General features: G+C 43.2%; 27 protein-coding genes. 14 read left to right on the forward strand and 13 right to left on the reverse strand.

All coding sequences use genetic code 11. The annotated features are described in order from the left end of the window. Window positions 1–44 precede the first annotated feature (44 nt). The 3 genes from ACWPKD_RS09720 to rnpA all read right to left on the reverse strand — a co-directional run bounded on the left by ACWPKD_RS09720 (window position 45) and on the right by rnpA (window position 2,989). A complete protein-coding gene (locus ACWPKD_RS09720) occupies window positions 45–1,685 on the reverse strand; it encodes a S41 family peptidase (protein ID WP_455412488.1) in 1,641 nt (546 codons plus the stop codon). A 1-nt stretch (window position 1,686) separates the two neighbouring features. Then, window positions 1,687–2,544, reverse strand: a complete 858-nt coding sequence (locus tag ACWPKD_RS09725) for a DUF4349 domain-containing protein (protein WP_455412489.1) — start codon at window positions 2,542–2,544, stop codon at window positions 1,687–1,689. Between the two features lie 61 nt (window positions 2,545–2,605). Further along, window positions 2,606–2,989, reverse strand: coding sequence for a ribonuclease P protein component (rnpA, locus tag ACWPKD_RS09730; protein ID WP_455412490.1), 384 nt, complete (start codon window positions 2,987–2,989; stop codon window positions 2,606–2,608). 124 nt (window positions 2,990–3,113) lie between these two features. On the opposite strand from rnpA, the gene ACWPKD_RS09735 reads away from it, so the two are divergent. Next, entirely contained in the window at window positions 3,114–3,725 is a 612-nt protein-coding gene (locus ACWPKD_RS09735; RefSeq protein WP_455412491.1) for an acyloxyacyl hydrolase, read from the forward strand. Between the two features lie 3 nt (window positions 3,726–3,728). Continuing rightward, window positions 3,729–4,169 (forward strand): hypothetical protein, encoded by a 441-nt coding sequence (locus ACWPKD_RS09740; RefSeq protein ID WP_455412492.1) that lies wholly within the window; start codon window positions 3,729–3,731, stop codon window positions 4,167–4,169. 8 nt (window positions 4,170–4,177) lie between these two features. On the opposite strand, the gene ACWPKD_RS09745 is transcribed toward ACWPKD_RS09740, so the two are convergent. From ACWPKD_RS09745 to ACWPKD_RS09765, 5 genes are all read right to left on the reverse strand, one after another. Then, window positions 4,178–5,215 carry a patatin-like phospholipase family protein gene (locus tag ACWPKD_RS09745; protein ID WP_455412493.1) on the reverse strand — a complete coding sequence of 346 codons (1,038 nt, stop codon included), beginning with the start codon at window positions 5,213–5,215 and terminating at the stop codon, window positions 4,178–4,180. Between the two features lie 229 nt (window positions 5,216–5,444). Continuing rightward, window positions 5,445–7,319 (reverse strand): M1 family aminopeptidase, encoded by a 1,875-nt coding sequence (locus tag ACWPKD_RS09750; protein WP_455412494.1) that lies wholly within the window; start codon window positions 7,317–7,319, stop codon window positions 5,445–5,447. A gap of 62 nt (window positions 7,320–7,381) precedes the next feature. Beyond that, entirely contained in the window at window positions 7,382–8,980 is a 1,599-nt protein-coding gene (locus tag ACWPKD_RS09755) for a S8 family peptidase (protein WP_455412495.1), read from the reverse strand. 252 nt (window positions 8,981–9,232) lie between these two features. Then, a complete protein-coding gene (locus tag ACWPKD_RS09760) occupies window positions 9,233–9,661 on the reverse strand; it encodes a MarR family winged helix-turn-helix transcriptional regulator (RefSeq protein ID WP_455412496.1) in 429 nt (142 codons plus the stop codon). Window positions 9,662–9,779: 118 nt separating this feature from the next. Continuing rightward, window positions 9,780–10,637, reverse strand: a complete 858-nt coding sequence (locus ACWPKD_RS09765) for an MBL fold metallo-hydrolase (RefSeq protein WP_455412497.1) — start codon at window positions 10,635–10,637, stop codon at window positions 9,780–9,782. A gap of 176 nt (window positions 10,638–10,813) precedes the next feature. On the opposite strand from ACWPKD_RS09765, the gene ACWPKD_RS09770 reads away from it, so the two are divergent. The 7 genes from ACWPKD_RS09770 (at window position 10,814) to ACWPKD_RS09800 (ending at window position 17,421) form a co-directional block, all read left to right on the forward strand. Continuing rightward, window positions 10,814–11,143, forward strand: coding sequence for a HesB/IscA family protein (locus ACWPKD_RS09770; protein ID WP_455412498.1), 330 nt, complete (start codon window positions 10,814–10,816; stop codon window positions 11,141–11,143). Between the two features lie 18 nt (window positions 11,144–11,161). Beyond that, the gene (gene sufB, locus ACWPKD_RS09775; protein ID WP_455412499.1) at window positions 11,162–12,610 is read left to right on the forward strand and encodes a Fe-S cluster assembly protein SufB; all 1,449 of its coding nucleotides are present in this window, start codon (window positions 11,162–11,164) and stop codon (window positions 12,608–12,610) included. Next, complete coding sequence (locus tag ACWPKD_RS09780) at window positions 12,610–13,101, forward strand: flavodoxin family protein (RefSeq protein ID WP_455412500.1); 492 nt, start codon at window positions 12,610–12,612, stop codon at window positions 13,099–13,101. The genes sufB and ACWPKD_RS09780 overlap by 1 nt, the downstream gene beginning before the upstream one ends. Before the next feature lie 11 nt (window positions 13,102–13,112). After that, the gene (gene sufC, locus ACWPKD_RS09785; protein ID WP_455412501.1) at window positions 13,113–13,853 is read left to right on the forward strand and encodes a Fe-S cluster assembly ATPase SufC; all 741 of its coding nucleotides are present in this window, start codon (window positions 13,113–13,115) and stop codon (window positions 13,851–13,853) included. Between the two features lie 3 nt (window positions 13,854–13,856). Further along, entirely contained in the window at window positions 13,857–15,173 is a 1,317-nt protein-coding gene (sufD, locus tag ACWPKD_RS09790) for a Fe-S cluster assembly protein SufD (RefSeq protein ID WP_455412502.1), read from the forward strand. 111 nt (window positions 15,174–15,284) lie between these two features. Beyond that, the gene (locus ACWPKD_RS09795) at window positions 15,285–16,277 is read left to right on the forward strand and encodes a DUF2157 domain-containing protein (protein WP_455412503.1); all 993 of its coding nucleotides are present in this window, start codon (window positions 15,285–15,287) and stop codon (window positions 16,275–16,277) included. Then, window positions 16,264–17,421 carry a hypothetical protein gene (locus tag ACWPKD_RS09800; RefSeq protein ID WP_455412504.1) on the forward strand — a complete coding sequence of 386 codons (1,158 nt, stop codon included), beginning with the start codon at window positions 16,264–16,266 and terminating at the stop codon, window positions 17,419–17,421. The genes ACWPKD_RS09795 and ACWPKD_RS09800 overlap by 14 nt, the downstream gene beginning before the upstream one ends. A 24-nt stretch (window positions 17,422–17,445) precedes the next feature. On the opposite strand, the gene ACWPKD_RS09805 is transcribed toward ACWPKD_RS09800, so the two are convergent. Genes ACWPKD_RS09805 through ACWPKD_RS09820 form a run of 4 tightly spaced genes read right to left on the reverse strand, consistent with a single transcriptional unit; the run spans window position 17,446 to window position 20,058 of the window. Beyond that, window positions 17,446–19,089, reverse strand: a complete 1,644-nt coding sequence (locus ACWPKD_RS09805; protein WP_455412505.1) for a serine hydrolase domain-containing protein — start codon at window positions 19,087–19,089, stop codon at window positions 17,446–17,448. Then, entirely contained in the window at window positions 19,086–19,265 is a 180-nt protein-coding gene (locus ACWPKD_RS09810; protein ID WP_455412506.1) for a hypothetical protein, read from the reverse strand. Before ACWPKD_RS09810 ends, ACWPKD_RS09805 begins: the two co-directional genes overlap by 4 nt. A gap of 17 nt (window positions 19,266–19,282) precedes the next feature. Next, window positions 19,283–19,723 (reverse strand): hypothetical protein, encoded by a 441-nt coding sequence (locus tag ACWPKD_RS09815; protein ID WP_455412507.1) that lies wholly within the window; start codon window positions 19,721–19,723, stop codon window positions 19,283–19,285. Continuing rightward, window positions 19,720–20,058: a PadR family transcriptional regulator gene (locus ACWPKD_RS09820; protein WP_455412508.1), complete on the reverse strand. Its 339-nt coding sequence runs from the start codon at window positions 20,056–20,058 to the stop codon at window positions 19,720–19,722. The genes ACWPKD_RS09815 and ACWPKD_RS09820 overlap by 4 nt, the downstream gene beginning before the upstream one ends. 143 nt (window positions 20,059–20,201) lie before the next feature. On the opposite strand from ACWPKD_RS09820, the gene ACWPKD_RS09825 reads away from it, so the two are divergent. The 5 genes from ACWPKD_RS09825 (at window position 20,202) to ACWPKD_RS09845 (ending at window position 23,292) form a co-directional block, all read left to right on the forward strand. Beyond that, a complete protein-coding gene (locus tag ACWPKD_RS09825) occupies window positions 20,202–21,416 on the forward strand; it encodes an aminotransferase class V-fold PLP-dependent enzyme (RefSeq protein WP_455412509.1) in 1,215 nt (404 codons plus the stop codon). 14 nt (window positions 21,417–21,430) lie between these two features. Further along, window positions 21,431–21,919 carry a hypothetical protein gene (locus ACWPKD_RS09830; RefSeq protein ID WP_455412510.1) on the forward strand — a complete coding sequence of 163 codons (489 nt, stop codon included), beginning with the start codon at window positions 21,431–21,433 and terminating at the stop codon, window positions 21,917–21,919. Window positions 21,920–21,926: 7 nt separating this feature from the next. Beyond that, entirely contained in the window at window positions 21,927–22,346 is a 420-nt protein-coding gene (locus tag ACWPKD_RS09835) for a SufE family protein (protein WP_455412511.1), read from the forward strand. Between the two features lie 41 nt (window positions 22,347–22,387). Further along, window positions 22,388–22,711: an SUF system Fe-S cluster assembly protein gene (locus ACWPKD_RS09840; protein ID WP_455412512.1), complete on the forward strand. Its 324-nt coding sequence runs from the start codon at window positions 22,388–22,390 to the stop codon at window positions 22,709–22,711. Window positions 22,712–22,779: 68 nt separating this feature from the next. Then, window positions 22,780–23,292, forward strand: a complete 513-nt coding sequence (locus ACWPKD_RS09845; RefSeq protein ID WP_455412513.1) for a DUF2480 family protein — start codon at window positions 22,780–22,782, stop codon at window positions 23,290–23,292. 64 nt (window positions 23,293–23,356) lie between these two features. Here ACWPKD_RS09845 and hflX read toward each other — a convergent pair whose 3' ends face one another. Further along, window positions 23,357–24,580: a GTPase HflX gene (hflX, locus tag ACWPKD_RS09850; protein WP_455412514.1), complete on the reverse strand. Its 1,224-nt coding sequence runs from the start codon at window positions 24,578–24,580 to the stop codon at window positions 23,357–23,359. Window positions 24,581–24,606: the final 26 nt, after the last annotated feature.

Genomic DNA, 24,606 nt, shown 5'->3' on the forward strand with positions numbered 1-24,606 from the left:
AAAATTATCATAAAAATGTTATGACGTTTTAAAATTCGGTGAAATTATTTTTTTATTATTTTATTGTATTCCGCCACATTGGTTAAGATGGCCTGTGCTTTGGAAATTTCGGCATTGCTTTTGGTGTAATAGACATACAGTCCTTCGCGGTACTGGTAGCGTTTGATGATCTCATCCAGAAGCAGGTTTTTTATCTCCGCTTTATTTTTTTCCAGCTCCTTTTCTTCGGTACGTTGCAGGGCGCTGAGCAGTTGTTGGTATTCTGCCGTAATGCTTTCGCTGATTTTTTCTTTCTTGGCCGCTTCCAACGTTTTTTTCAGGGCAATTTCTGTTTCGGTATCCAACTGGAAGTTTTCTTTTTTCAGAAAGGCCTTGAAATTGGCAAAATCAGTATCGGTCAGCGTTGGGATATTGGTACCTAAATTCGGGTTTTTATAGTAGTAATCCGTTACAAAATTGAAGATCCCGTCGCTTTTCACCAAAGCAGCCGCTATCGTACTTTGCTTGGATTCAGCCAGTTCGATGTCGGGTTGTATACCTCCGCCATCATACACGGTTCTGCCTTTTTTGGTTTTGAAAGCGTTGTAATTTTTAGCGTCGGTGCGGATGGCTTTGCCGTCTTTGTCCTTATGACTGTAGTCCAAAGCCTGAATGCATCGTCCCGAAGGTGTATAATATCTTGAGATGGTCACTTTCACCTGAGTACCGTAGGACAGGTCCAAAGGACGTTGTACCAGACCTTTTCCGAAACTTCTGGTACCTACGATTACGGCACGGTCCAGATCCTGAAGCGCGCCCGCCACAATTTCAGAAGCCGAGGCGCTTTTTCCATCGACTAATACCGCTAACGGAATATCCAGATCAATAGGATTGCGTTGTGTTTTATAGGTGTTGTTGTGCTTCTCGTTTTTGGATTTGGTGGTTACGATGATTTCGTTTTGCGGTACAAACAAGTTGCAGATGTTTACTGCTTCGTGCAACAGTCCGCCCGGGTTACCGCGTAAATCGAGTATGATTTTGGACGCGCCATCGCTTTTGAGTTTCAATAACGCATCTTTTACTTCGGAAGACGCTTTGGCGTTGAACTGTGACAGCACAATATACCCTGTACTTTTATCGGGCAGCATCGCATAATACGGAACGGCTTTTACATCCACTTCATCCAGTATGATCTGGGTGGAAAGCAGTTTGCCCTGACGTTTGTATTTGATATCGACTTTCGTGTTTTTGGCCCCGCGCAATAAGGTTCCGGCATCTTCTTTGAAATCCACCAGGTTGACATCGCCGATCTGAACGATTTCATCACCGGCTTTCAGCCCTGCTTTGTCCGCCGGGAAGTTTTTGTAGGGTTCCACGATGATCAGACGGCCTTCTTTTCGGTTGATCATGGCACCGATTCCGGTATATTCGCCGGTGGAATTGATCTTGAACCGCACCACGTCCTGCTCGTTGAAGTAATTGGTGTACGGATCCAGATCGGTCAGCATGCTTTTGATGGCTTTGTCCATCATTTCACCGGGATTTACTTCGTCCACATAATTCTGGTTGACGGTTTTGAACATGGTGGTGAAAATTTCCAACTGCTTGGCGATCTCAAAGAAATCCTGCTGGAAACTCACCCCTACGAACAGAAAGCCGCCCGCAAGCACCGGCAGCACATATCTTTTTTTGATTGATGAAAACATTTTATGCGGTTTTTTTCTTAAATCTTCTGCGGACCAATATGATCACTACTACGAAAATAAGAATAAAAGGCCATATGTTCAGTAAACTCAGGAAGAAAGTTGCGATGTTGTTGAAACCGTCTTTCAAAGCATTCCACATTTTGCCGAAATACGAAACCGTAGCGCCACTTTCAGAAGCGTTGTTGGTATACATTTCCAGGTTTACGGTACTCATGGAAACTTGATGCTGCAGGTATTTCAAGCGGCCTTCCTTAGCTTCTATTTCTTCTCGGATTTTGGAAAGTTCTCTTTCGATTTCAAGCATTTCGGAAACCTTATTGGCTTTGTTTAGTAATTCGAAATAACGTTTTTCCAGAATGCGTTTGGCTTTTATGCGGGCTTCCGCATCGACATATTCTTCGGTGACGTCCTGTGCCGAGATTTCCTTGCGGTCGAAATGTTTCACACCCTGACTGATATCCGCAATGAAAGCATCAAAAGAAGCACTGGGGATGCGCACCGTAATGTTCCGGTAGGAGGAGTTGTAATCCTTCCCCGAATCGTCATTCTGTATGGAGCCTTTGTATTGCGAAATTGCTTTTTGAACCGTATTGAACGATTCGGTAAGGTCTGAAGTTTCAAAGCGAAGCGTTCCGGTTTTGATGATTTTGGACTGAACGGTTCCGGAACCAGGCGAAGCTACGACAGCAGCGGAATCCACAACTTCAGTCGTTGCTTCAACGGCTTCTTCATAAGAAGCGGCTTCCATTTTTGGTTTGGAAAGGGAAACGCTCATCATTTTGTCGGCTTCTGCTTCGGAGGATTTATTGCAGCCGCTCATCAACGTCAATAAAGTTGCGTAAAATAGGATAAGTCTCATAAGCTTTTGGTTTTTAAGGGATAACGCAAAAGCCGGATTTAAAAGTGTGCGGGTTCGGAAATTATTTGGAATCAGCGGAAAGACTGTCGGTAAACTTCTGGAAAAGCTGCAGGGTTTTCTCGTTGATTTCCTTATAGCTTAGCTTTTCTTTGGTCTGGTACAGAAACATGAAGGCATAGGGCTGCGGCAGGTTTTCCAAAAGCAACGTTTTGTTCAGTCGGTAACATTCGCGCAAAACCCTTTTGAAATAGTTGCGGTCGGTCGCTTTTTTGAAATATTTCTTGGAAACCGAAACCCCGAATTTAACGAAAGGGTCTTTTTCATCGGTAATCGGGACATACACCAGACGCAACGGGTATTTCGATACTGATTTCCCTTCGGAAAACAATACATCGATCGTGGTTTTGCTTTTCAGCTTTTCGTGTTTCGGATAGGTGTTCTTCATGCCGGGGCAAAGGTACAAAGTTTTCAAGACATCCGTTAAGGACCTTTCATAAGAAATAATTGCGTCTTGTCGGGATTTTAATTCTAAGAAGATCCTTTGTCGTACTTTTAGGAAAAGCCTTGGTATGAAACGAATGCGGACTGTTTTTATTTTGCTGTTTTTTCCGTTTTTTATGCTGGCCCAACCGAAGGACAAGCCTTTTTCGCTGGGGTTCAGTTATGGTTTCGGCGATGAGATCCGGAAGAAGGATTATTCGTTTACCAATCATTTTGTGAAAGCGCAGTTGAAGTATGAATTTAAAGAATCGACGCGTTTCCGGTATGCGGTACTGGTTCAGCCGGAAATCAATTTTGCCAGCCATCAGTTGCTCAACATGTATTTCGTCCAACCCCAGGAGCCTAATTATGAAGCACTTCGGCAGGAATATACCCAGCTTAAAAACATACACGAGTACATTTTGAACTTCGGGGTTTTGATCCGAAAGCCGGTTACCAAAGCGTTCAGTATCTATTTGTTGGGGAGTATTGGTCCGATGATTACCGATACACAAACCGAGCGGCTTTCCAAAGGTTTTGCTTTTTCCGACGTGATTGCGCTTGGCTTTTCAGTGAAAGCAGAGCAGACCTATTTTGATATCCGCCCGAGTTTGCGGCATGTTTCCAATGGCGGGCTTCAGTCGTCCAACGCGGGTTTTAATACGCAGAATATGGAGATTTGTGTTTCGTTTGATTTGTAACTGATGAGAAAAACAGCCATAACCATTGTCCTGCTTTTAGCAATGTTTGGATTCTCCTGCAGCAGTAGAAGGAAAATACTTGCCAGGGAATTGTCCAAGGACTGTATTGCTCAGGTGCTTTCAATTGACGATTCCATCGGTAAAGTGCGCAACCGTGAATGCCAAAAAATTTCCTTAAGCCAAACCATCAGCCATTACACCAAAGGCATGGAAAGCTTCAAGACCAAAAACTGTCCTAAAGATTTTGCTGCAGTGTACCGCGCGCATACCGAAGCCTGGAATGCTATGCTGGAAATCACGGACAAATACCCCTCGATGCGTGGCGAAATGCATGTGTTGTTCAAACAGTTGGAGCAAAGTACCGATGCGGTACGGTTTAAAATACTTTTGGCGGATATCTGGTCTACTTGGGGTGAGCTGGAAAAGGCCTCCAAAAGTGAGTAATAGCAAACTTATTTGTTCTTAATCAGCTTTTTAGCAATTTCATTGAGCATTTCACGGTTCTGGTCCACAAAAAACAGGCCTGCCTGTATCAGTTCGTAGATGTTTTTCTTGGAGGTGTCGTCCATTTCCGGGGAGGCGTTCTTCAGGTCGGGCATCAAACGGTAATAATTCTTTTGATTTCTCGGTCCCAACGTTTGATACATCTTCGTTAAATGATAATCAACGGTTTCGGCATTCGCAGATAGTAGGATGTCGATGAGCGGGGAAATCCATTTTATTTTGCCGGCGTTCACAAACTTTTCGTAGGAGTAGGGTTTTAAAACTTCACCGGTACCTACCGAAATGATGATCATATCGTTGATGTCCGGATAATCTACCTTGGTAGCATCGTTCAGTACTTTTGAAAAGGCAATTTTTCGGGCTTCCGCATAGCCACATAAAGCAGGGTTGTTGGCATAGACGCCTCCGTCAATCAGCACAAATTCCTGGTGGTACAGCGATTTTATTTTCGCCGGCTCGAAATAGGTAGGCGCGGCACTGGTAGCCCGACAAACGTCTTTTACATAAAAATTTTCCAAATCGGAATGGGCTTCATGGCTACAGAAGAATTTGGCCTTACGGGAATTGATGTCGTAGGACGTGATAAGACATGGCTTGATGAGGCTTTTTAATTCCAATGAGCCGAAAACTTCTGCCAATTGCCGTTCCAGATTGTTCTGCGATATTTTTTCGTTGAACAGCCCGAACGGATTGATCATCTGGTCCCAAAAGGTAACGTTGAAGATGCTGTCTCCTTTTTTGGAATACAGGTCCAAAGCGGTTTCCACAGAGAATTTCGCTCTTTTGGAATTGTCCGGAGACAGGATAAGGGCCGTTAGCAAACCACCGGTACTTGAGCCCGCCACCAAATCAAAATAGTCTCCGATTTTGGCGTTAGGATGGTCCTGTTTCTGTAATTGTTCCTCGATGTATTTTAAAATTACGCCGGTGATGATTCCGCGGATGCCGCCGCCGTCCAAACTTAAGATTCGTATTTTCTTTGCCATAGTTTTTTATGATCGCCTTTGCGGTTAGGTTTTCAGGAGTTACCAAATTTGCAGTAGTTGTTGAGGCTGCATTTTCTATAGGCGTAAAACTATGATTTTTTTTCTGTTGCTGGGTTATTCAGGCTGATTTTTTGGATGAAAATTTTTACATTTTTAATCTGCAAGATGATTGATCAAACGTACTAAGATTGGGCATTAAAAAAGGCGAACATCATAGTTCGCCTTTGTATTATTTCTTGTAGATGTTGTTGGTTTTGTTGACGTCGGCCATGATTTCCATCGGATCGATCACAATCACCTTGATGTTCTTTTTCGGTTTATCGATGTTGATCTCAAACGTAGGGTATGCCCAATCCCAACCTTCGGTAACCGTTCTTCTGATGTTCGGGAACGGATTGTCTTTGGTCCAGCGCATCAGGGTTTGCGGTACATAGAAACTCTCAACCGTATCGTCTTCATAAACCACAATAATGTCTAACGGCATTGGCATTCTTCCGATACGCTCCAGGGTTACTTTCGTCGCGTTTCCGTTTTCTTCCACAGCTTTAATGCCATAATCGATGGTGTTGGTCGTTTGCGTCCATTCGGTTAAATACCAGTCCAGATTGGCGCCGGTAATTTTTTCGGCCGTGTGCTTGATATCGTTTGGCGTGGGATGCGTGAACTTGAAGTCGCGGTAATAGCGTTTAAGGGTTTTTAAGAGATTTTCTTCCCCGATAAGGTAGGCCAATTGCGACAGGAAAATATTCCCTTTGCTGTACGCCTGGATACTATACGGACGGTTTTCGTCGTAACGGTCAGCGTGGGTGCCTTGTGGTTGTTCTTTTCCGGATTTTACTAAAGAATAATAGCCGGCATAGGAATCCGCGTGTGGGTTTTCCGTTTTCTTTTCTGCAATTTCGTTCAGACCGTAGTTCTCAAGCCACGTCGTGAAGCCTTCGTCCATCCAGCTGTGTTTTGCTTCGTTGGAAGCTAATACGTGCTGGAACCAGGAGTGTGCCATTTCGTGCGCGGTTACGCCTAATAAGCCGTCAAAAGTACCTTCGCCTAATATCAGCGTACACATGGCGTATTCCATACCGCCGTCGCCACCCTGGATCACAGAATATTGGTTGTACGGATATTTCCCTACCGTTTTGTTGTAAATACCCATCAGCTGAGCGGTTTTGGGTTGCAGTTTTTTCCAGTTGTCCAGAATTTCCGGCTTGTTTTTGTACAGGAAATGTAACGTAACACCGTCTTCCGCTTGTAATTTATCGTGAATATACTCTTTATCCGCCGCCCAGGTAAAATCGTGAACATTCGGGGCCACGAAATGCCAGGTCAGGGTTTTCTGTTTTTTGGGAACAATCACATCCACACCGGCATCCTGATAGTTATACCCGATCTGATTGCCGTTTTGCAGATATCCGGTTCCGCCTAAAACGTATTTTTTGTCAATGGTGATTTTGACGTCGAAATTCCCCCAAACGCCATGAAATTCACGGGCAATATACGGATCCGCCTGCCAGCCTTCGAAATCATATTCGGCTACTTTCGGGTACCATTGCGACATGGACAATTCCACACCTTCCTTATTGTTGCGCCCGGAACGACGGATTTGTACCGGCACCTGTCCGTCAAAATCAAGGGTGAAAGTGGTACTGCTTTTAGGCAACAGCGGTTTTGCCAGCGTTACTTCTAAGATAGTTCCCACCGTTTTATTGGTTGCGGCCACACCATCCTGTTTGAAATTGGAGATTTTTAAGAATCCTATTTCGTTTGGTTTTAACGCGGCAATGCGGCTTTCTTTTACTTCTTTATCCCCGACCTTTACTTTGTTCACCATACGGCCGTCCGGATCTTTGATGGATTTGATGCGGGCATCCATGGCACTGTTCGGCTGAAAAGCGTTGTTGAACAGATGGTAGTAGACGCGGCGCAAAGTGTCCGGAGAATTGTTAGTGTACACTAACGTTTGTTTTCCTTTGTACTGATAGGTTTTCACATCCATGGCCACTTCCATTTTGTAGTCGGCGTGTTGTTGCCAGTAGCCCGGGTTAGGGTTGTTTTGTGCCAGTAATCCGCACGGGATTAATAGCGTAAGTAAAAGTCGTGTCTTCATTTTTTTAAATAAAAAGGAAGGGATTTTTCCCTTCCGAATTATACATTATTATCCAAAGATAATTATTTTTTTGCCATTTTCTCTGCCATTAACAAAGCGTTATAAGCATTTACGATTTTTCCTGATTTTGAGGTCTCGTTAAACGGTTTCACTTCTTTTGCTTCGCCTACACTTACTTTTTGGGTTAACGTAGTTCCGGACTCCATCAAAACCTGTTTTACCTGAGCTGCCGTTAGGCTAGGGTAGTAAGAACGGATCAGCGCCGCAACACCTGCCACATTTGGAGACGCCATCGACGTTCCCTGTAAGTAAGAATATGTATTACTGGGTGTAGTCGCATAAATCTGTTCGCCCGGCCCGTAAATGTCTACGTTGTTTTTGCCGTAGTTGGAGAAACTGGCCACCATATCCGATCCGTAATTTGGTGTGACTGCCCCGATGATCAGCACATTGTTTGCAAATTCGGACTGATTGTCGTTGGTGTCAGACGGGTAAATTTTAGTTACGTCCAAATCGTAAGCATTGTTACCGGCGGCAAAAACCAACAACACATCTTTGGAAGCGGCATATCTGATAGCGTCCTGCACCCATTCCGGATGGGTGGAATAGTATTTTCCAAAACTTCCGTTGATTACTTTTGCACCATTGTCTACTGCGTAGCGGATGCCCAAAGCGATGTCTTTATCGTATTCGTCTCCATCCGGCACGGCACGGACTGCCATGATTTTCACATTGTTGCTCGCCACACCGTCACCGCCTTTGTTGTTGTTGCGGGTCTGGGCAATGATACCGGCTACGTGGGTTCCGTGTTTGGCCCCTTTTTTTTCAGGTCCGATCACGTTGTTGTTGCCGTATTTTTTATCGTTGATGTCGTTTGGATTGTCCCCTACGGCTTTTCTTCCGTCGAATTCCAGGTTCAGGTGATAGTTCAGCTGCCCGTAGATATGGTCTTTGTAGTCGCCTATTTCCTTGTCAAATTCTTCTTTTGAGGTTTGCGAGAGTATCTGTGTCATCATGCCTTTGTACTGTAACAGCGCCTGATCGGTAGTTTCGATCTTCTTAACATCGTCCAAAGTATAGTTTTTCTTTTTCAGATGTTCGGCTATGGCTTTGTCACCGGCCATGATGAAATCCACCTGCATTTTCCCCTGATTGGCTTCGGCAAGGTCTTTTTCAAGTTCCGCTTTTGCTTTCATATACGTGGGGGAACCGTCGTTTCCTTTTTTCAGGATACGTACATATTCCATGTTTTCATGGTCGGAATTCCCTAAGAAGTTCCAGCCGTGGATATCGTCTACATAGCCGTTGTTGTCGTCGTCTTTTCCGTTGCCGCCAATTTCTTTAGGATTGGTCCAGATGGCCGGTTTCAGGTCTTCGTGATCGATATCAACTCCGGAATCAACTACACCTACAATGATAGTGCTTCCTTTTTTACCTTTCAAAAGCTGGGTATAAGCCTTGTCCACGCTCATTCCCGGAATAGTGTCTTTTCCAAGGTCCAGGTGGCTCCAGCGTTTTAAATCTTTTTCAGCAATCTTACCAACTTTCACTGGCATTTTGTCTATGTTCTCAACGGGTGTCGTTACCATTTTTTGTGTGCCGCAGCTTGCTAACGCCAATGCCAGGGCCGCACATAAATAACGGGTTTCTAGTAATTTCATACGCATTTATGGATTTAACAATAGGTCTAAAGTATTTAAAAATGTTACACTAAAAATTTGGCTTAACAAATTATTAGCACTACAGGCAATATACTGCTTTTTTAATCAGGACGATTAAAAGTTAAAAAAGAAAAGCTATACTTTCTCAAATGAAAATATAGCTTATTGCTGTGATTACGAGCGTGATAAGTAATAAAACAATCTTAATCATAACGGTTCGTTTTTTGATTGATGATACTCTGACTGATGATATTATTTACAATTTGTAATTATTTTTCGCAAAACCGCATCGGCTATTTCCAAATCTTTTGCATCTATCCCTTTCAAGGCTTTACTGCGGTTCTGTAACACAATCTCCTGTACATTTTTGATCACTTCTTCGCCCTCCAGAGTAACGTGAAGGATAAATTTTCTCCGGTCTTCGGGATTGACCTCTTTTTCAAGGTATTTGGCCTTGATCAGCAAATCGATGATTCGGGTTACCGAGGCATTGTCCTTAAAAACCAGTTCGCTCAATTCGTGCTGTGTAATGGTCGGGTTTTCCAGTATACACTTTATAACCAGCCATTGGTCGATCGTAATTTTAAACCCGTGCTCGCGCAACTTCTTCTGGGCATACATCCGGTACAACCGAATACTGTGATCGATGTTGTAAAAGATGATGTTGTTTAATTTTTCCAAAAGCGAATTCTTTACTCAAAAATACAAATGATTTTGTAATAATTGATATATCAAATAAAAATTAATATAAAATTAACAGCCACCGACACAATAGGACAGCAACTTGTTAAAGAAAGGGTTATAAGATGTCTTCACAACGGAACACTTCTTTCAGGCGCACGCCTTTTTCGGTAGGCTCCACGGTAATGATCTGATTGTGTGCGTCGTGTTCCAGCCACAGATAATAATTGTTTTCTGCCGCGGCGTTTAGGAATTTGGTTTTTTCCGGAAGCGTCAACAACGGCCGGGTGTCATACCCCATCACATAAGGGATCGGTACATGTCCGGCTGTGGCCAGTAAATCGGCACAGAAAACTATGGTTTTTCTGTTGTAGTGGATGTGTGGGATCATTTGTTTCTCGGTGTGACCGTCTACAAATAAAACACCAAAGCCTAATTCTTTAGAAATGCTGAAATCGGCTTCCGGGCGTTCGATGAATTTCAGTTGCCCGCTTTCCTGCATCGGTAAGATATTTTCGGATAGAAAGGACGCTTTCTCACGCGCATTCGGTTTAGTGGCCCATTCCCAATGGTTGTCGTTGCTCCAGAAGGTAGCGTTTTTGAAAGCCACTTCATAACCTGTGCGGTCTTTGTTCCAGATGACACTTCCGCCGCAATGGTCAAAATGTAGGTGCGTCATGAATACATCGGTAATGTCGTCGCGGTGGAAACCGTATTTCGCTAATGATTTGTCAAGGGAATCGTCTCCCCAAAGCGAATAATGCCCAAAAAACTTTTCAGATTGTTTGTCGCCCATACCGGTATCAATTAAAATCAGGCGGTTGCCGTCTTCGATCAGCATGCAGCGTGCGGCGATGTCGATGAGGTTGTTTTGGTCGGCCGGATTGGTTTTGTTCCAGATGGTTTTCGGGACTACTCCGAACATACCACCACCGTCCAATTTGAAATTTCCGGCTTCTATAGGATAAATTTTCATGATTACTGCGTACTAAATTTCGTCTGCAAAGTAAGAAATCTTCAGCGAATTCGCAATCTAAATCCCTTGATAAGAAAAGACTATGGCTGAATAAGTTATAAAAATGTTAGTAGTTAGGTAATAACCTTTTTATGTGATATCTTTGCACTAAATTAGAATTAATCTGTTTTAACGTTATGATTAAAGTTTCAGAAAGCGCAAAAAAGCGCATCGCACTTTTAATGGAGGATGACGGGTTCAGTACGGCTACGGATTACGTTCGTGTAGGCGTAAAAAGCGGCGGTTGTTCCGGCTTATCATATGATTTAAAGTTTGACAAAGCTTTAGGAGAAGATGATAAAGTGTTCGAGGACAACGATATAAAAATCGCCGTGGACAAAAAAAGCTTCCTGTATTTGGTGGGCACCACTTTAGAATATTCCGGGGGATTGAACGGGAAAGGATTTGTGTTTAACAATCCGAATGCCAACAGAACCTGTGGTTGTGGCGAATCTTTTTCGCTATAAAATTAGTTACAAGAAATTATGTCAAAATACACAGAAGACGACTTAAAGGTCGAACTCGAAAATAAAGAATACGAATACGGTTTTTATACCGACATCGAATCGGAAACGTTTCCTGCGGGCTTGAACGAAGACATCGTGCGTGCCATTTCCAAAAAGAAAAACGAACCCGAGTGGATGACCGAATGGCGTTTGGAAGCTTTCCGCGCCTGGACGGAAATGGAAGAGCCGAACTGGGCGAACGTACATTACGAAAAACCTGATTTTCAGGCGATTTCCTATTATTCGGCACCTAAGAAAAAAGACAAATACGAAAGTTTGGATGAGGTAGATCCGGAATTACTGGAAACCTTCAAAAAACTGGGAATTTCCTTAGACGAGCAAAAGAAACTGGCAGGCGTTGCGGTGGACATCGTAATGGACTCGGTTTCCGTAGCGACCACTTTCAAAAAGACTTTAGCGGAAAAAGGCATCATTTTCTGTTCGATTTCCGAAGCAATTCAGGAACATCCCGAATTGGTGAAAAAGCACATTGGTTCGGTGGTACCACAAAGAGACAACTTTTATGCGGCCTTGAACTCGGCGGTGTTTTCAGACGGATCGTTCTGCTACATTCCGAAAGGTGTTCGTTGCCCGATGGAATTGTCTACGTATTTCCGTATCAACCAAGGTGGAACCGGACAGTTTGAAAGAACACTGGTTATCGCCGATGAAGGCAGTTATGTGTCTTACTTAGAAGGTTGTACCGCGCCAAGCCGTGACGAAAACCAATTGCACGCAGCCGTTGTAGAGCTTATTGCTTTAGACGATGCCGAAATTAAATATTCAACCGTACAGAACTGGTATCCGGGTAATAAAGAAGGTAAAGGCGGGGTATTCAACTTCGTGACCAAAAGAGGTTTGTGTGAGAAAAACGCAAAAATCTCCTGGACACAGGTGGAAACCGGTTCCGCGGTAACCTGGAAATATCCGTCATGTGTGTTGAAAGGCGACAATTCGATTGGGGAATTTTACTCGATTGCCGTAACCAACAATTTCCAACAGGCCGATACCGGTACCAAAATGATACACTTGGGTAAAAACACCAAATCGACGATTATTTCCAAAGGGATTTCTGCCGGAAAATCGCAAAACAGCTACCGTGGTTTGGTTCAGATATCCTCAAGAGCCGAAAACGCGCGTAACTTCTCGCAATGCGACTCGTTACTGATGGGGAACAATTGTGGGGCGCACACTTTTCCGTACATCGAATCCAAAAATACAACCGCAAAAATCGAGCACGAGGCCACCACTTCCAAAATTGGGGAAGATCAGGTTTTCTATTGCAACCAACGCGGAATCCCGACCGAGAAAGCCATCGCGCTTATCGTAAACGGTTTCAGTAAAGATGTATTGAACAAGTTGCCGATGGAATTCGCCGTGGAAGCGCAGAAATTGTTGGAAATTTCTTTAGAAGGATCGGTGGGATAATGGCAAACTCAGTAATTATTGTTGGCTCTTCCCGTAAAAAAGGAAACACCACAAGTATTGCTGAAGCCGTTGCTTTGCAGTACGGGATCGATGTGGTGAATTTAAGCGACCACAATTTTTCGTATTACGATTACGACAGTGCCAATATAGAAGATGATTTTCTTCCTTTGGTCAAGGGGATTATCGAAAAATACGACACCCTTATTTTTGCCACACCGGTTTACTGGTACAGCATGAGCGGGGTAATGAAAGTGTTTTTTGACCGTTTCTCCGATTTGATCCGCATCGAAAAGGAGTTGGGCAGAAAACTAAGAGGGAAAAAGATGGCGGTGCTTTCGAATTCCCACGATTTTGAAAACGAGCTGGATTATGATTTTTACCTGCCGTTTCGAAAATCGGCCGAGTATTTAGGAATGGATTACCTGGGAAATAAGCACTTTAATGCCGATGTTCCCGAAGAAACACAAAATATAGAATTAGCTTTTTTATAAAATAAAAGACAATGTTATCAATTAAAAATTTGCACGCTTCCGTTGAAGACAAAGAAATATTAAGAGGCATCAATTTAGAGGTGAAAGCCGGTGAAGTACACGCCATCATGGGACCAAACGGTGCCGGAAAGTCTACTTTATCGTCGATTATTGCCGGAAACGAAACGTACGAAGTAACCGAAGGGGAAATCGTTCTGGACGGCGAAGACATCTCGGAATTGGCTCCGGAAGAAAGAGCGCACAAAGGCGTATTCTTATCGTTCCAGTATCCGGTGGAAATTCCGGGGGTTTCGGTTACGAACTTCATGAAAACCGCTATCAACGAAAGCCGTAAAGCAAGAGGTGAAGCGGAAATGCCGGCGAACGAAATGCTGAAACTGATCCGTGAGAAATCGGAATTATTGGAAATCGACCGTAAATTCTTGTCACGTTCTTTAAACGAAGGCTTTTCCGGAGGGGAAAAGAAACGTAACGAAATCTTCCAAATGGCAATGTTGAACCCGAAATTGGCCATCCTTGACGAAACCGATTCAGGATTAGATATCGATGCCCTTCGTATTGTAGCCAATGGGGTGAACAAGTTGAAAAATCAGGACAATGCGGTGGTGGTCATTACGCACTACCAACGTTTGTTAGACTATATTGTTCCGGATTTCGTACACGTTTTAATGGACGGTAAAATCATTAAATCCGGCGGTGCAGATTTAGCATTGGAGTTAGAAGAAAAAGGATACGACTGGTTAAAAAGCTAAACAATGGAATTGAAAGAAAAACTGATTTCATCGTTCATGGCTTTTGAAGAAAAAGTCGATGTAGGTACTGAACTGCACGATCTTCGCACTTCGGCCTTAAAGAATTTTGAAAGCAAAGGGTTCCCGACTAAAAAAGAGGAAGCCTGGAAATATACTTCGCTGAACGCTGTCTTAAAAAACGATTTCAGCATCTTCCCGAAAAAGGAAAACAACATCGATATCAAAGATGTGAAGAAATACTTCCTGAATGATCTGGACACCTACAAAGTGATCTTTATCGACGGGATTTTCAGTACGTTTTTATCGTCAACTACGCATGATGGTTTAGACGTATGCTTAATGTCCTCGGCGCTCACCAAACCGAAATACAAAATGATCATCGACACGTATTTCAATCAGGTGGCGAGCAAAGAGGAAAGTTTGACATCGTTGAATACCGCTTTCGCGTATGAAGGGGCATACATCAACATCCCGAAAAGCAAAGTCGTGGAAAAACCGATTGAGATCATCTATTTCTCTACAGGGAAAGAAGATGCTTTGATGGTGCAGCCAAGAAACCTTGTGATTGTTGGTGAAAATGCTCACGTACAGATTGTGGAACGTCATCAGAGTTTGAATGAGAATCCGGTATTGACCAATTCGGTAACGGAAATTTTCGCTCAGAAACGTGCCATTGTGGATTACTACAAAGTGCAGAACGACGAGCAAACCGCGAACCTTATTGACAACACCTACATTTCCCAAAAACAGGAAAGCCGCGTTTCGGTACACACTTTCTCTTTCGGAGGAAACCTTACTAGAAACAACCTGAATTTCTACCATCACGGGGAACGTATCGATTCTACGCTGAAAGGGATTACCATTATCGGTGACAAACAACACGTAGACCACTATACTCTGGTGAACCACGAACAACCGAACTGCGAAAGCCACCAGAATTACAAAACGATTCTTGACGGACAATCGACGGGCGTGTTCAACGGTAAAATCTATGTGGAAAAAGAAGCCCAGAAAACAGACGCCTTCCAGCAGAACAACAATATTTTGTTAAGTGATAAAGCAACCATCAATGCAAAACCGCAATTGGAGATTTTCGCCGACGATGTGAAATGTTCGCACGGTTGTACGATCGGTCAGTTGGATGAAAACGCAATGTTCTACATGCAACAGCGCGGTATCCCGAAAAAAGAGGCAAAAGCGCTGCTTATGTACGCGTTTACCAGCGAAGTGACCTCGAGTATCAAAATACCGGAATTAAAGGCTAAAATCGCGAAAATCATTGCTACAAAGCTTAATGTGAACATGGGCTTTGATTTGTAAAGACAAAACCAGTTTGAGATATATAGAAACCGCCAATTACGGCGGTTTTTTATTTTAAGGCTTTTCGTATAAAAGGATTTAGCTATATTTGAGTACTTCAATTTTAAAAGCATGGATAAATTCTCCGAAAAACAACTTGAAAAACTGGTCGAAAAAGACTTTGTTTCCGAAGAACAGTTTCAGGAAGTGAAAGATTATAGGGCGTTAGGCCTTTTTTCACTGAACACGGAACTCCTGTTTCTGCTGTATTTATCGGTGCTGTTGTTTACCGGTGGTGTAGGAACGTTAATCTACAAAAACATCGACAGTATCGGGCATATTGCCATTCTGGCCGTGAATTTTGCCCTGATGATGGTTTGTTTCTACTTCAGTTTTAAAAAAGCGAAAGGCTTTTCGAGAGACGAAGTGGTTTTTGCCAATCCGGTGTATGATTATCTGGTGCTGGCCGCAAGCCTTTTGGCATGTATTTTCATCGGATATCTTCAGTTCCAATATAGTGTTTTTGGTACGGATTTCAGTCTGGTCTCTTTGGTTTCGGCACTTTTATGTTTTGCAGTAGCGTATTATTTTGATAGCCGAACCGTGCTTTCCATGGCGATTACCTCCTTGATCGCTTTTGCCGGGATTACCTTAACACCGCAGACGGTTTTTGAAAACGAAATCTATTCCAATCCGAACCTGGTGTATTTCGGAATTTTCATTGGAATTTTACTGATTGTCTGGACGTTGTACAGTTTGAAAGTGAACCTGAAAGGTCATTTCCACTTCGTTTATTATACTTTTGCACAGCATTTATTGGGCATTTGCACTATTGCGGGATTGATTGAAGACTATTGGTTTGGATTTCTTCCTGTTTTGGTGGGCAGCACGTGGTTTTTCTATAAGACGAGTTACAGGCATAAAGCAACATCACTCTTTTTGTTCTCCTTACTTTACGGATACATCGGTTTCAATATTTTCTTTATCAGGGTTTTGGATACTATGGATATAGATGACTTTATCGAACCGCTTATTTTCTTCTCCCCGATTTATATAATTTTCTGTATTGTGATGTTTATCAAAGCGGTACGTAACTTTAATAAAGAAAAACATGCTGGCGTATAATAAAGAAACCATGAACAACGAAATGCTGGCGACTCAGGCCAAATCGTTGTATCAGATGAAATTTATTCCGAAAAAACAGTTGCAGGACATTACTTCCCGGCTCACGTTATTTAACTCCAGTGGTAATTTACTGGTTCGTATCGGTTTTTTTCTTCTGGGCTGCTTGCTGATTTCGGCCATAATCGGATTTTTAGCCTTGTTCGCCTTTCCGATATTGGACAACGATGTCGAAAACATCCTTTTTGTTTATGGGATAATCGGGGTGGTCGGTGCTGAATTTGTGGCCAGGGCGGGTTATTTCAACCACGGTTTGGACGATGCCTTCATTCTCTCGATACCCTTGTTTTTCTGTTCAGGCTTTGGTGTGACCATGGAAACGTTGACGGTGGTTTTTTTGATGATGATAGTGTTAGGCTTTGCCTGTTGTGTCCGTTATGCGCATACCTTATCCGCTTTGATAGGTTGCATAGGCTTGGTCGCATTCGTTTTTGATATGATTGCCAACCAGAAGCTGATCGATGCGCTGTTCCTGCCCTTTGTTGGTTTGGTGATGGCGTTGGGGTTGTATTTCGCCGCCAAAAAACTGGAGGATAATCCAAAGTGCGATTTTTATAGAAATGCTATAATGGCGGTAAGAGGATTTGCCTTGTTACTGGGTTATTTTTCCGTGAATTATATGGTCGTTCGCGAGCTTTCACAAGACTTGATGGATATCGTTGTTACCCCCGAAAGTGATATCCCGCTGGCCTTTATTTTCTATGGTTTGACCTTCCTTATTCCAGTGTTTTACATTGGATATGCTATACGTACCAAAGACCGAATGATGTTGCTTTTAGGTCTTTTTACCTTTGGGTATTCTTTTTTTACTATTCGGTATTACCATCAGTTAATGCCTCTGGAAATTGCTTTGATTCTTGGAGGTTCAGCCCTTTTCGCACTTAGTTATTTCGCCATCCGAAAACTGAAAGACCGAAAAACAGGTGTAACGTTTGAACCCGAGAGAGGATCCGACAGTAGCTTGGTTCTAAATGCCCAGGCACTTGTCATCAATTCGCAGTTGCAAACTAAAGTAATGGTTTCAGAAGATAAAATGCCTTTTGGCGGGGGTGGTTTCAGCGGTGGGGGTTCCGATGGAGGTTATTAGAAAAATAAGCTGCCCTGAAGCAGCTTATTTTTTTAGAAATACAATGTCTTTAACGGTGCCTTCACTGGAAAGCAATAAGGTTTTTATTTTTTGCTTGTCATCCCGCACAAAGTGATATAAAGTACGTTGGTTGTTCCCGAATTCGTCTTTCTGAACGGGCGTCAGCAGTATGTTTTCGTTATTTTTGTAACTAAGGATAAGCCGATTGTCTTTTTTCGTAAAATGGTAGGTAACCGTTAATTCTTCCGAATAAAAATTCCCGACAAACTCCTCAAGCGGAACCGATTCCGGTTGTACGAACTGTGCCCGTTTAAAATAAAAAGGGGTGCCGCCAAAACGGATAATCAAATCGTAATCCTTGTTTTGCGTAAAGTCGTATTTGACACTTTCGTTGGTAGACCGATGGAATTTTCCCTTGTCATAAGCGGTTAACGCGATGGCTTTTTTTGCCTGGCTTCCTTTGGCTTTGAGTGTATCGTTTTCGACCAGGATTTCCATTTTCATATCGCTGTTGATTTCTTTGTATTGACTGCTGTACTGTTGAAACAGTTTTGGAGTTGCCTTGTAAACAACTTGTTTTTTTGGTGCTGTTTTTATGTTAGAGTCGGGTAGAAACAAATCCAGTATTTCATAAGAAAGCGGCGTAGGGTTGATCGATTCCAGATTCGTCAGGATGATGAGGCTCAGTTGCTTTTCGGGCAAAACGATCAGTTGGGATTGGCCGCCCCAACCGTAGCCACTGTGACTGATGGTTTTAAAATTTTTGTACTCGTCGAGCATGACTCCACGGGCGTAAGTTGCTTTTTCGTTAGGATTGAGAAGATCGCAGGTGGTTAAAAATTCGGATAAGCCTTTAAATTTTGGATTCGTCCCGTTTAGAACGGAAAACCATAGCACCATGTCTATAACTGTAGAAGCCATACTGCCTGCGCCATAGCTTTTTTGAATCCTGGGATTTTGAAGATAGTCGTTGCCTTGCTGCTGATAGCCAACCGCTCTGTTTTTGATAAGCGACTGGTTTTCCGTCCGTATTTGCGTATGCGTCATCCCCAGAGGATCAAACAACTGTGTTTTGGCATAGTCGTTTAGGTTTTGTTTGGAAACCCTTTCTGTGATAAGCGCTAATAATGTATAAGAAGTATTACCATAAGCCGTTTTAGTCCCCGGAATATGGTTGAGTTGCTGCTGTTTGGCCGCGAGTTCCAAAACCGTGCTGTTGTCGAAGTAGTCCTGATCATAATTAAAGCCTTTCAGGTCCATTAACGTATGGTAATTGCTTAAGCCGCTGGAATGGTTCAGCAGGTGTTTTATTTTTATGGTTTGCGGATGTTCGGGCAGTTCGGGCAAGTACTTCCGGATGTCGTCTTCCAAAGTGATTTTTCCGTCGCGAACCAGTGTCCAGATGCAGGCCGAGGTAAATTGTTTGGCAATCGAAGCCAGACTGAAAGCGGTGGAATCGGTGTTTTTGACGGCATATTCCAAATTAGCATAGCCGACACTTTTTGTATAGATCAGTTTGCCCTTTTCGACGATGCCGATACTAAGGCCTGGGGCGTTCGGCTTTTCGTATTTCAGAAGTAGGTTATCAATTTTCTGATACGGATTGCTTTGCGAAGTGCCAATCCACGACAGCAGAAGACAGTTAATTAAAATGAGCAGCCGCTTCATTTGGCCGCCGTTTTGTATTTGTGGTAGAAAAACATCGGGATCACACCGAAGTTCAGCATCAGGAAGCCGGCAAAAACGATCATGCCCCGAAAAGGCCAATGCAGGAATTCGAACATCGCGCCGATTCCTAAGATAAAAGCGGTCAGAAAACCAACCAGGTAAAACGATTTTTTCATAGTTGTGTGTTTAGTGGTTATTTGTTCAGCAGTAGTATTTTTTGTGCTTTCAGTTTGTATTGTTCGTAAATGATCATTGGAATGGTGATCAGAATCAGTGTCGAAAAACCAATCAGGATCAATACACCGGAATAAGGCCATCGGAAGATAAAAAACAGGAAACCGACCAACAGCACTATCGCGTTCAGGGCACAGGTGAGATGGACATTTCGCTTTCTTCGGATAAAACTTTGGATCAGTTCTTTTTCCGTTTTCTCACGCTGCAGCAACTGCAGGGCCGCATAACCGCCTAGGTTGGTAATTGCTTCCTGATACGCCGTTTCAAAATCCGACATATTTGACCGTTCCAGATGCGAACAGATGTGGTCGAGCAAATCTTCCTTAAGCGAAGGATCCGTAATGCCGTAAAAGACCAGATTGGTTTCGATATACGTGATATGGTCGTCCGTTACTGTCATGAGTTGATGGGTTTTGGATTAAAAATGAGGTTCAGGGTATTGATAAAATCATTCAGTTCGGCACTTAGTTCCAATACGTATTGCTTACCGGTTGCCGTGATTTTATAATACTTTCTTACCCGTTTTCCTATAAAAACTTTTTCGGTTTCGAGGATGCCGTCCGCCTCCAATTTGTGTAAAATCGGATACAAAGCCCCTTCGGAAATATCGATTTTACCGGAAGTGAGCTCTTTTACTTTCTGGGTGATTTCGTAACCGTACATCTTGTCGTTCTCGCTGATGAGTTTTAAGATGATTGGCAATAAAGTCCCCTTGGTTAATTCTTTACTATACATATGACAAATATACATTTTATTTAAATGTATTTGTATTAACGTTATTATTTTTTTGATATTGTGTTTTTAGGCAGATTTTATCATTTATTTATATTAGTTTTAAATAAACAAGCCGTAAATTTGCAAAAACTAGAAGTACTAAAATGTTTGATGTTCAAAAAGTAAGAGCACAATTCCCGATATTGTCCCAAACCGTAAACGGAAAACCACTTGTTTATTTTGATAACGGCGCCACAGCCCAAAAGCCCCAAGTGGTTATCGATGCGATTGCCCAATATTACAGCGAGATCAACGCCAACATCCATCGCGGGGTACATACACTCAGCCAATTGGCCACGGATGCATACGAAGCGGCACGTGATACGATTCAAAAACACCTTAACGCCGCGCACAACCACGAAATCATCTTTACTTCCGGTACAACTGCTGGAATTAATTTAGTGGCGAACGGTTTTGCCAAATTCGTAAAAGAAGGTGATGAGGTGATGGTTTCCGCTTTGGAACACCACAGTAACATAGTGCCCTGGCAGTTTTTATGTGAACGCACTGGAGCGGATCTTGTAGTGATCCCGATGAATGATAATGGCGAACTGGTAATGGAGGAATTCGAACAACGCCTTTCTTCCAAAACCAAAATCGTGGCGGTCAACCATATTTCGAATGCCCTGGGAACCATCAATCCCATCAAACATATTATAGAAAAAGCCCACGCAGTAGGCGCAGCCGTTTTGATCGACGGAGCGCAGGCCACCCCACATTTGCGTCCGGACGTCCAGGATTTGGATTGTGATTTTTACGTTTTTTCCGGTCATAAAGTATGCGGACCGACGGGAGTGGGGATCTTATATGGAAAAGAAAGCTGGCTGAATGCCCTTCCGCCTTATCAGGGTGGGGGTGAAATGATCAGCGAAGTAACCTTTGAGAAAACCACCTACGCGGAATTACCGCATAAATTCGAAGCCGGAACGCCAAACATTGAAGCCGGAATCGTTTTAGGAACCGCCATCGACTATCTGAATGGCATCGGTTTTGAGAATATCGCCAGCTATGAGCAGGAGCTTTTGGATTATGCGACGGCCAAATTACTGGAAATCGAAGGACTAAGAATTTACGGAACCGGCCAAAACAAAGCTTCTGTAATTTCTTTCAATATTGAAGGGGTGCATCCGTACGACATTGGCACGATTATCGATAAGTTAGGAGTAGCGGTACGTACCGGCCATCATTGCGCCCAACCGATCATGCAGTATTTTAATATTCCGGGAACTATTCGAGCGAGTTTCGCCTTTTACAATACCAAGGAAGAAATTGATATCTTTGTGGAAGCGGTTAAAAAAGCGCAGAGGATGTTAACCTAAAAAACAAGAAAGCCATGAAAGCAATCACACTTTTAACGTCAATGATTTTAAGTCTGTCAAGCTGTAACTGTCAGAAAACGGCAGCGGAGAAATCAAATGTGGCAGCAGCAACAACGGAATCGGAAATGAAACAGGAAAATCTAATGCCGACCATCGAATATGAGGCCACTAGCCGTGGTGTTTTTCTTTTGGTGCGCGTGGAAAACCAGCACATTTATGTTTCCAGAAACCGCGATGCGCAAAAACTGATGAAAGCAACGCCTATAAGCGATAAAGACTGGAAAGAAATTGAAACATTGGCTAAAGCCGTTAAGCTTGAAACCGTTAAGGATTTGAAATGGCCTACCGAAAAACGTTTTTATGACGGTGCCGCTCATGCCAACATCACCTTCAGTGTAGGCAGAGAAAAATATGTGGGCAATGGTTTCGATCACGGCTACCCTCCAAAAGAAATCGAGCAGCTGGTGAACAAAATTGTAGCATTAGCCGATAAAATAGAATAAAGAAAAAATGACCATTAAAGCAATACAGGAAGAAATTGTAGACGAGTTTTCGATGTTCGACGACTGGATGCAGCGTTACGAATACATCATTGAATTGGGAAAAAGCCTTCCGCTGATCGACGAGCAGTATAAAACCGATGAGAACATCATCAAAGGCTGTCAGTCCAAAGTGTGGGTACATGCCGATGAACAAGACGGAAACGTGGTGTTTACTGCCGATAGCGATGCCATCCTGACCAAAGGGATCATTGCCATATTGGTGCGTACTTTTTCCAATCAGTCGCCCAAAGCCATCCTGGAAGCCGATACGGAATTCATAGACGAAATCGGGTTGAAAGAGCATCTGTCGCCCACCCGCGCCAACGGTCTGGTCTCGATGATCAAACAAATAAAAATGTATGCTTTGGCGTTTCAGGCCAAGAATTAGATAAATAACGCGGCTTCAGGTTCGCAACGATTAAACAAAAAATGGAAGAATTCAACGATACCATCAATTTAGGGGAAGACGTAGTGAAAGTGCTTAAAGGCATTTACGACCCGGAGATTCCTGTAGATATTTACGAATTGGGATTGATTTACGACGTAATGATCAACGAAGACAACGAAGTGAAAATCCTGATGACTTTAACCTCTCCCAACTGTCCGGTAGCCGAAACGTTGCCGCAGGAAGTGGAAGAGAAAATCAAATCCATCGATGCGGTAAAATCCTGTGAAGTGGAAATTACCTTCGACCCACCGTGGAGCAAGGATTTAATGAGTGAAGAAGCGAAACTGGAATTAGGAATGCTTTAAAAAGTAAACAGTTTACAGTCGCAGTAAGCAGTGTTTTACTGTTAGCTGAGACTGGACTGAGACTGAATATGGACGAAATTGTAAACAGAGTAGCCAACAGCGCCTTACAGGTTTTTGATCTGGAAGATTATTTTCCGAAGCAGCCAATTGTGGAGCTGGATATTTCCCAATGGCTCTTTGGCGGCTTTATCCTGAAAGAAACCGAATTCCGCGATCAGCTCAAAACACACGACTGGTCCCGATACAACGGTTCCTACGTAGCCTTGTTTTGTGCCGAAGATGCTATATTGCCGGCCTGGGCGTATGCTTTGGTTTCGGTGTATCTGCAACCGGTAGCGGTACGGGTAGTGAACGGTTCCAAAAAAGACCTTTTGTTGTCCTGGTATCAGGAAACATTGGAGAACCTTGATTATTCCGAGTTTAAAGACAAGCCGGTGATCCTCAAAGGCTGTTCCAACAAACCGGTGCCTCAGGAAGCCTATGTGCTTGCCGTTCAGAAATTGGTGCCCGTCGCTAAAAGCATCATGTTCGGGGAGGCCTGTTCTTCGGTGCCCTTGTATAAGCGAAAAGCAGCCCAGTAACACGTTTTACAATATATAGTATAAAAAAGCCCAACAAAATGTTGGGCTTTTTCTTTATCAGTTCTTATTCGTTATCCATGGCATCTTTGTAATCCGGATACAGGAATTTGTTGTACGGGAATCTAGTAATGTGTATCTGACGCACCGCCTCATAGACTTTCTCGCGGAATTCTTCGAAGTTCTGCTTGTTGGTCGCGGAAATAAACAAGGCATGATCGGCACCCACTTTTGACATCCAGGTATTGCGCCAGTCTTCCAAAGAGTAGTGTTTTGTGGTTTTCTCTATGGTGATATCGTCTTCGTTTAAGGTCAGGTGTTTGTAGGCGTCAATTTTATTGAACACCATGATAGTTGGCTTATCGGCACTTTTAATATCCAGTAAGATCTGGTTCACCGATTCGATATGGTCTTCGAAATCCGGATGTGAAATATCTACCACATGTAATAGTAAATCGGCTTCGCGTACTTCGTCTAACGTACTTTTAAAGGATTCTACCAGTTGCGTAGGCAGTTTTCGGATAAATCCAACCGTGTCTGAAAGTAAAAAAGGCAGGTTTTTGATCACCACCTTTCTAACCGTAGTGTCTAATGTAGCAAACAGTTTGTTTTCCACAAACACATCACTTTTCCCTACGGCATTCATTAAAGTGGATTTCCCCACGTTGGTATACCCCACCAGAGCCACACGCACCATGGCGCCACGGTTACTGCGCTGCACCGACATCTGTTTGTCGATGGTTTTTATTTTTTCTTTCAGTAAAGCGATACGGTCACGAACGATACGACGGTCGGTTTCAATCTCGGTTTCCCCCGGACCACGCATCCCGATACCCCCACGCTGACGTTCCAAGTGTGTCCACATCCCCGTTAGTCGCGGTAATAAATACTGGCATTGTGCCAATTCCACCTGGGTTCGGGCATAAGATGTTTCCGCACGTTGGGCAAAAATGTCCAGTATCAGGTTGGTTCGGTCCAACACTTTGCAATCGAGTTCGCGGGTAATGTTTTTTTGTTGAGCCGGTGTAAGCTCGTCATCAAAAATTACGGTGGTTACCTCGTTCTCCTTAATATATAGGTTTATTTCTTCCAGTTTTCCCGTTCCCACAAATGTTTTGGGGTTGGGTTTGTCCATTTTCTGTGAAAAGCGTTTCACTACTTCACCGCCGGCCGTAAAAGTAAGGAACTCGAGTTCATCAAGGTACTCGTTCAATTTATCCTCGTTCTGGTGCTGGGTGATGATGCCGACGATTGCGGTTTTCTCAAAACTATGGTTTTCTTTCTCTAACATTATCGTGAATTGAATTGCAAAAGTAA

It is taken from the genome of Flavobacterium pedocola (assembly GCF_053764385.1).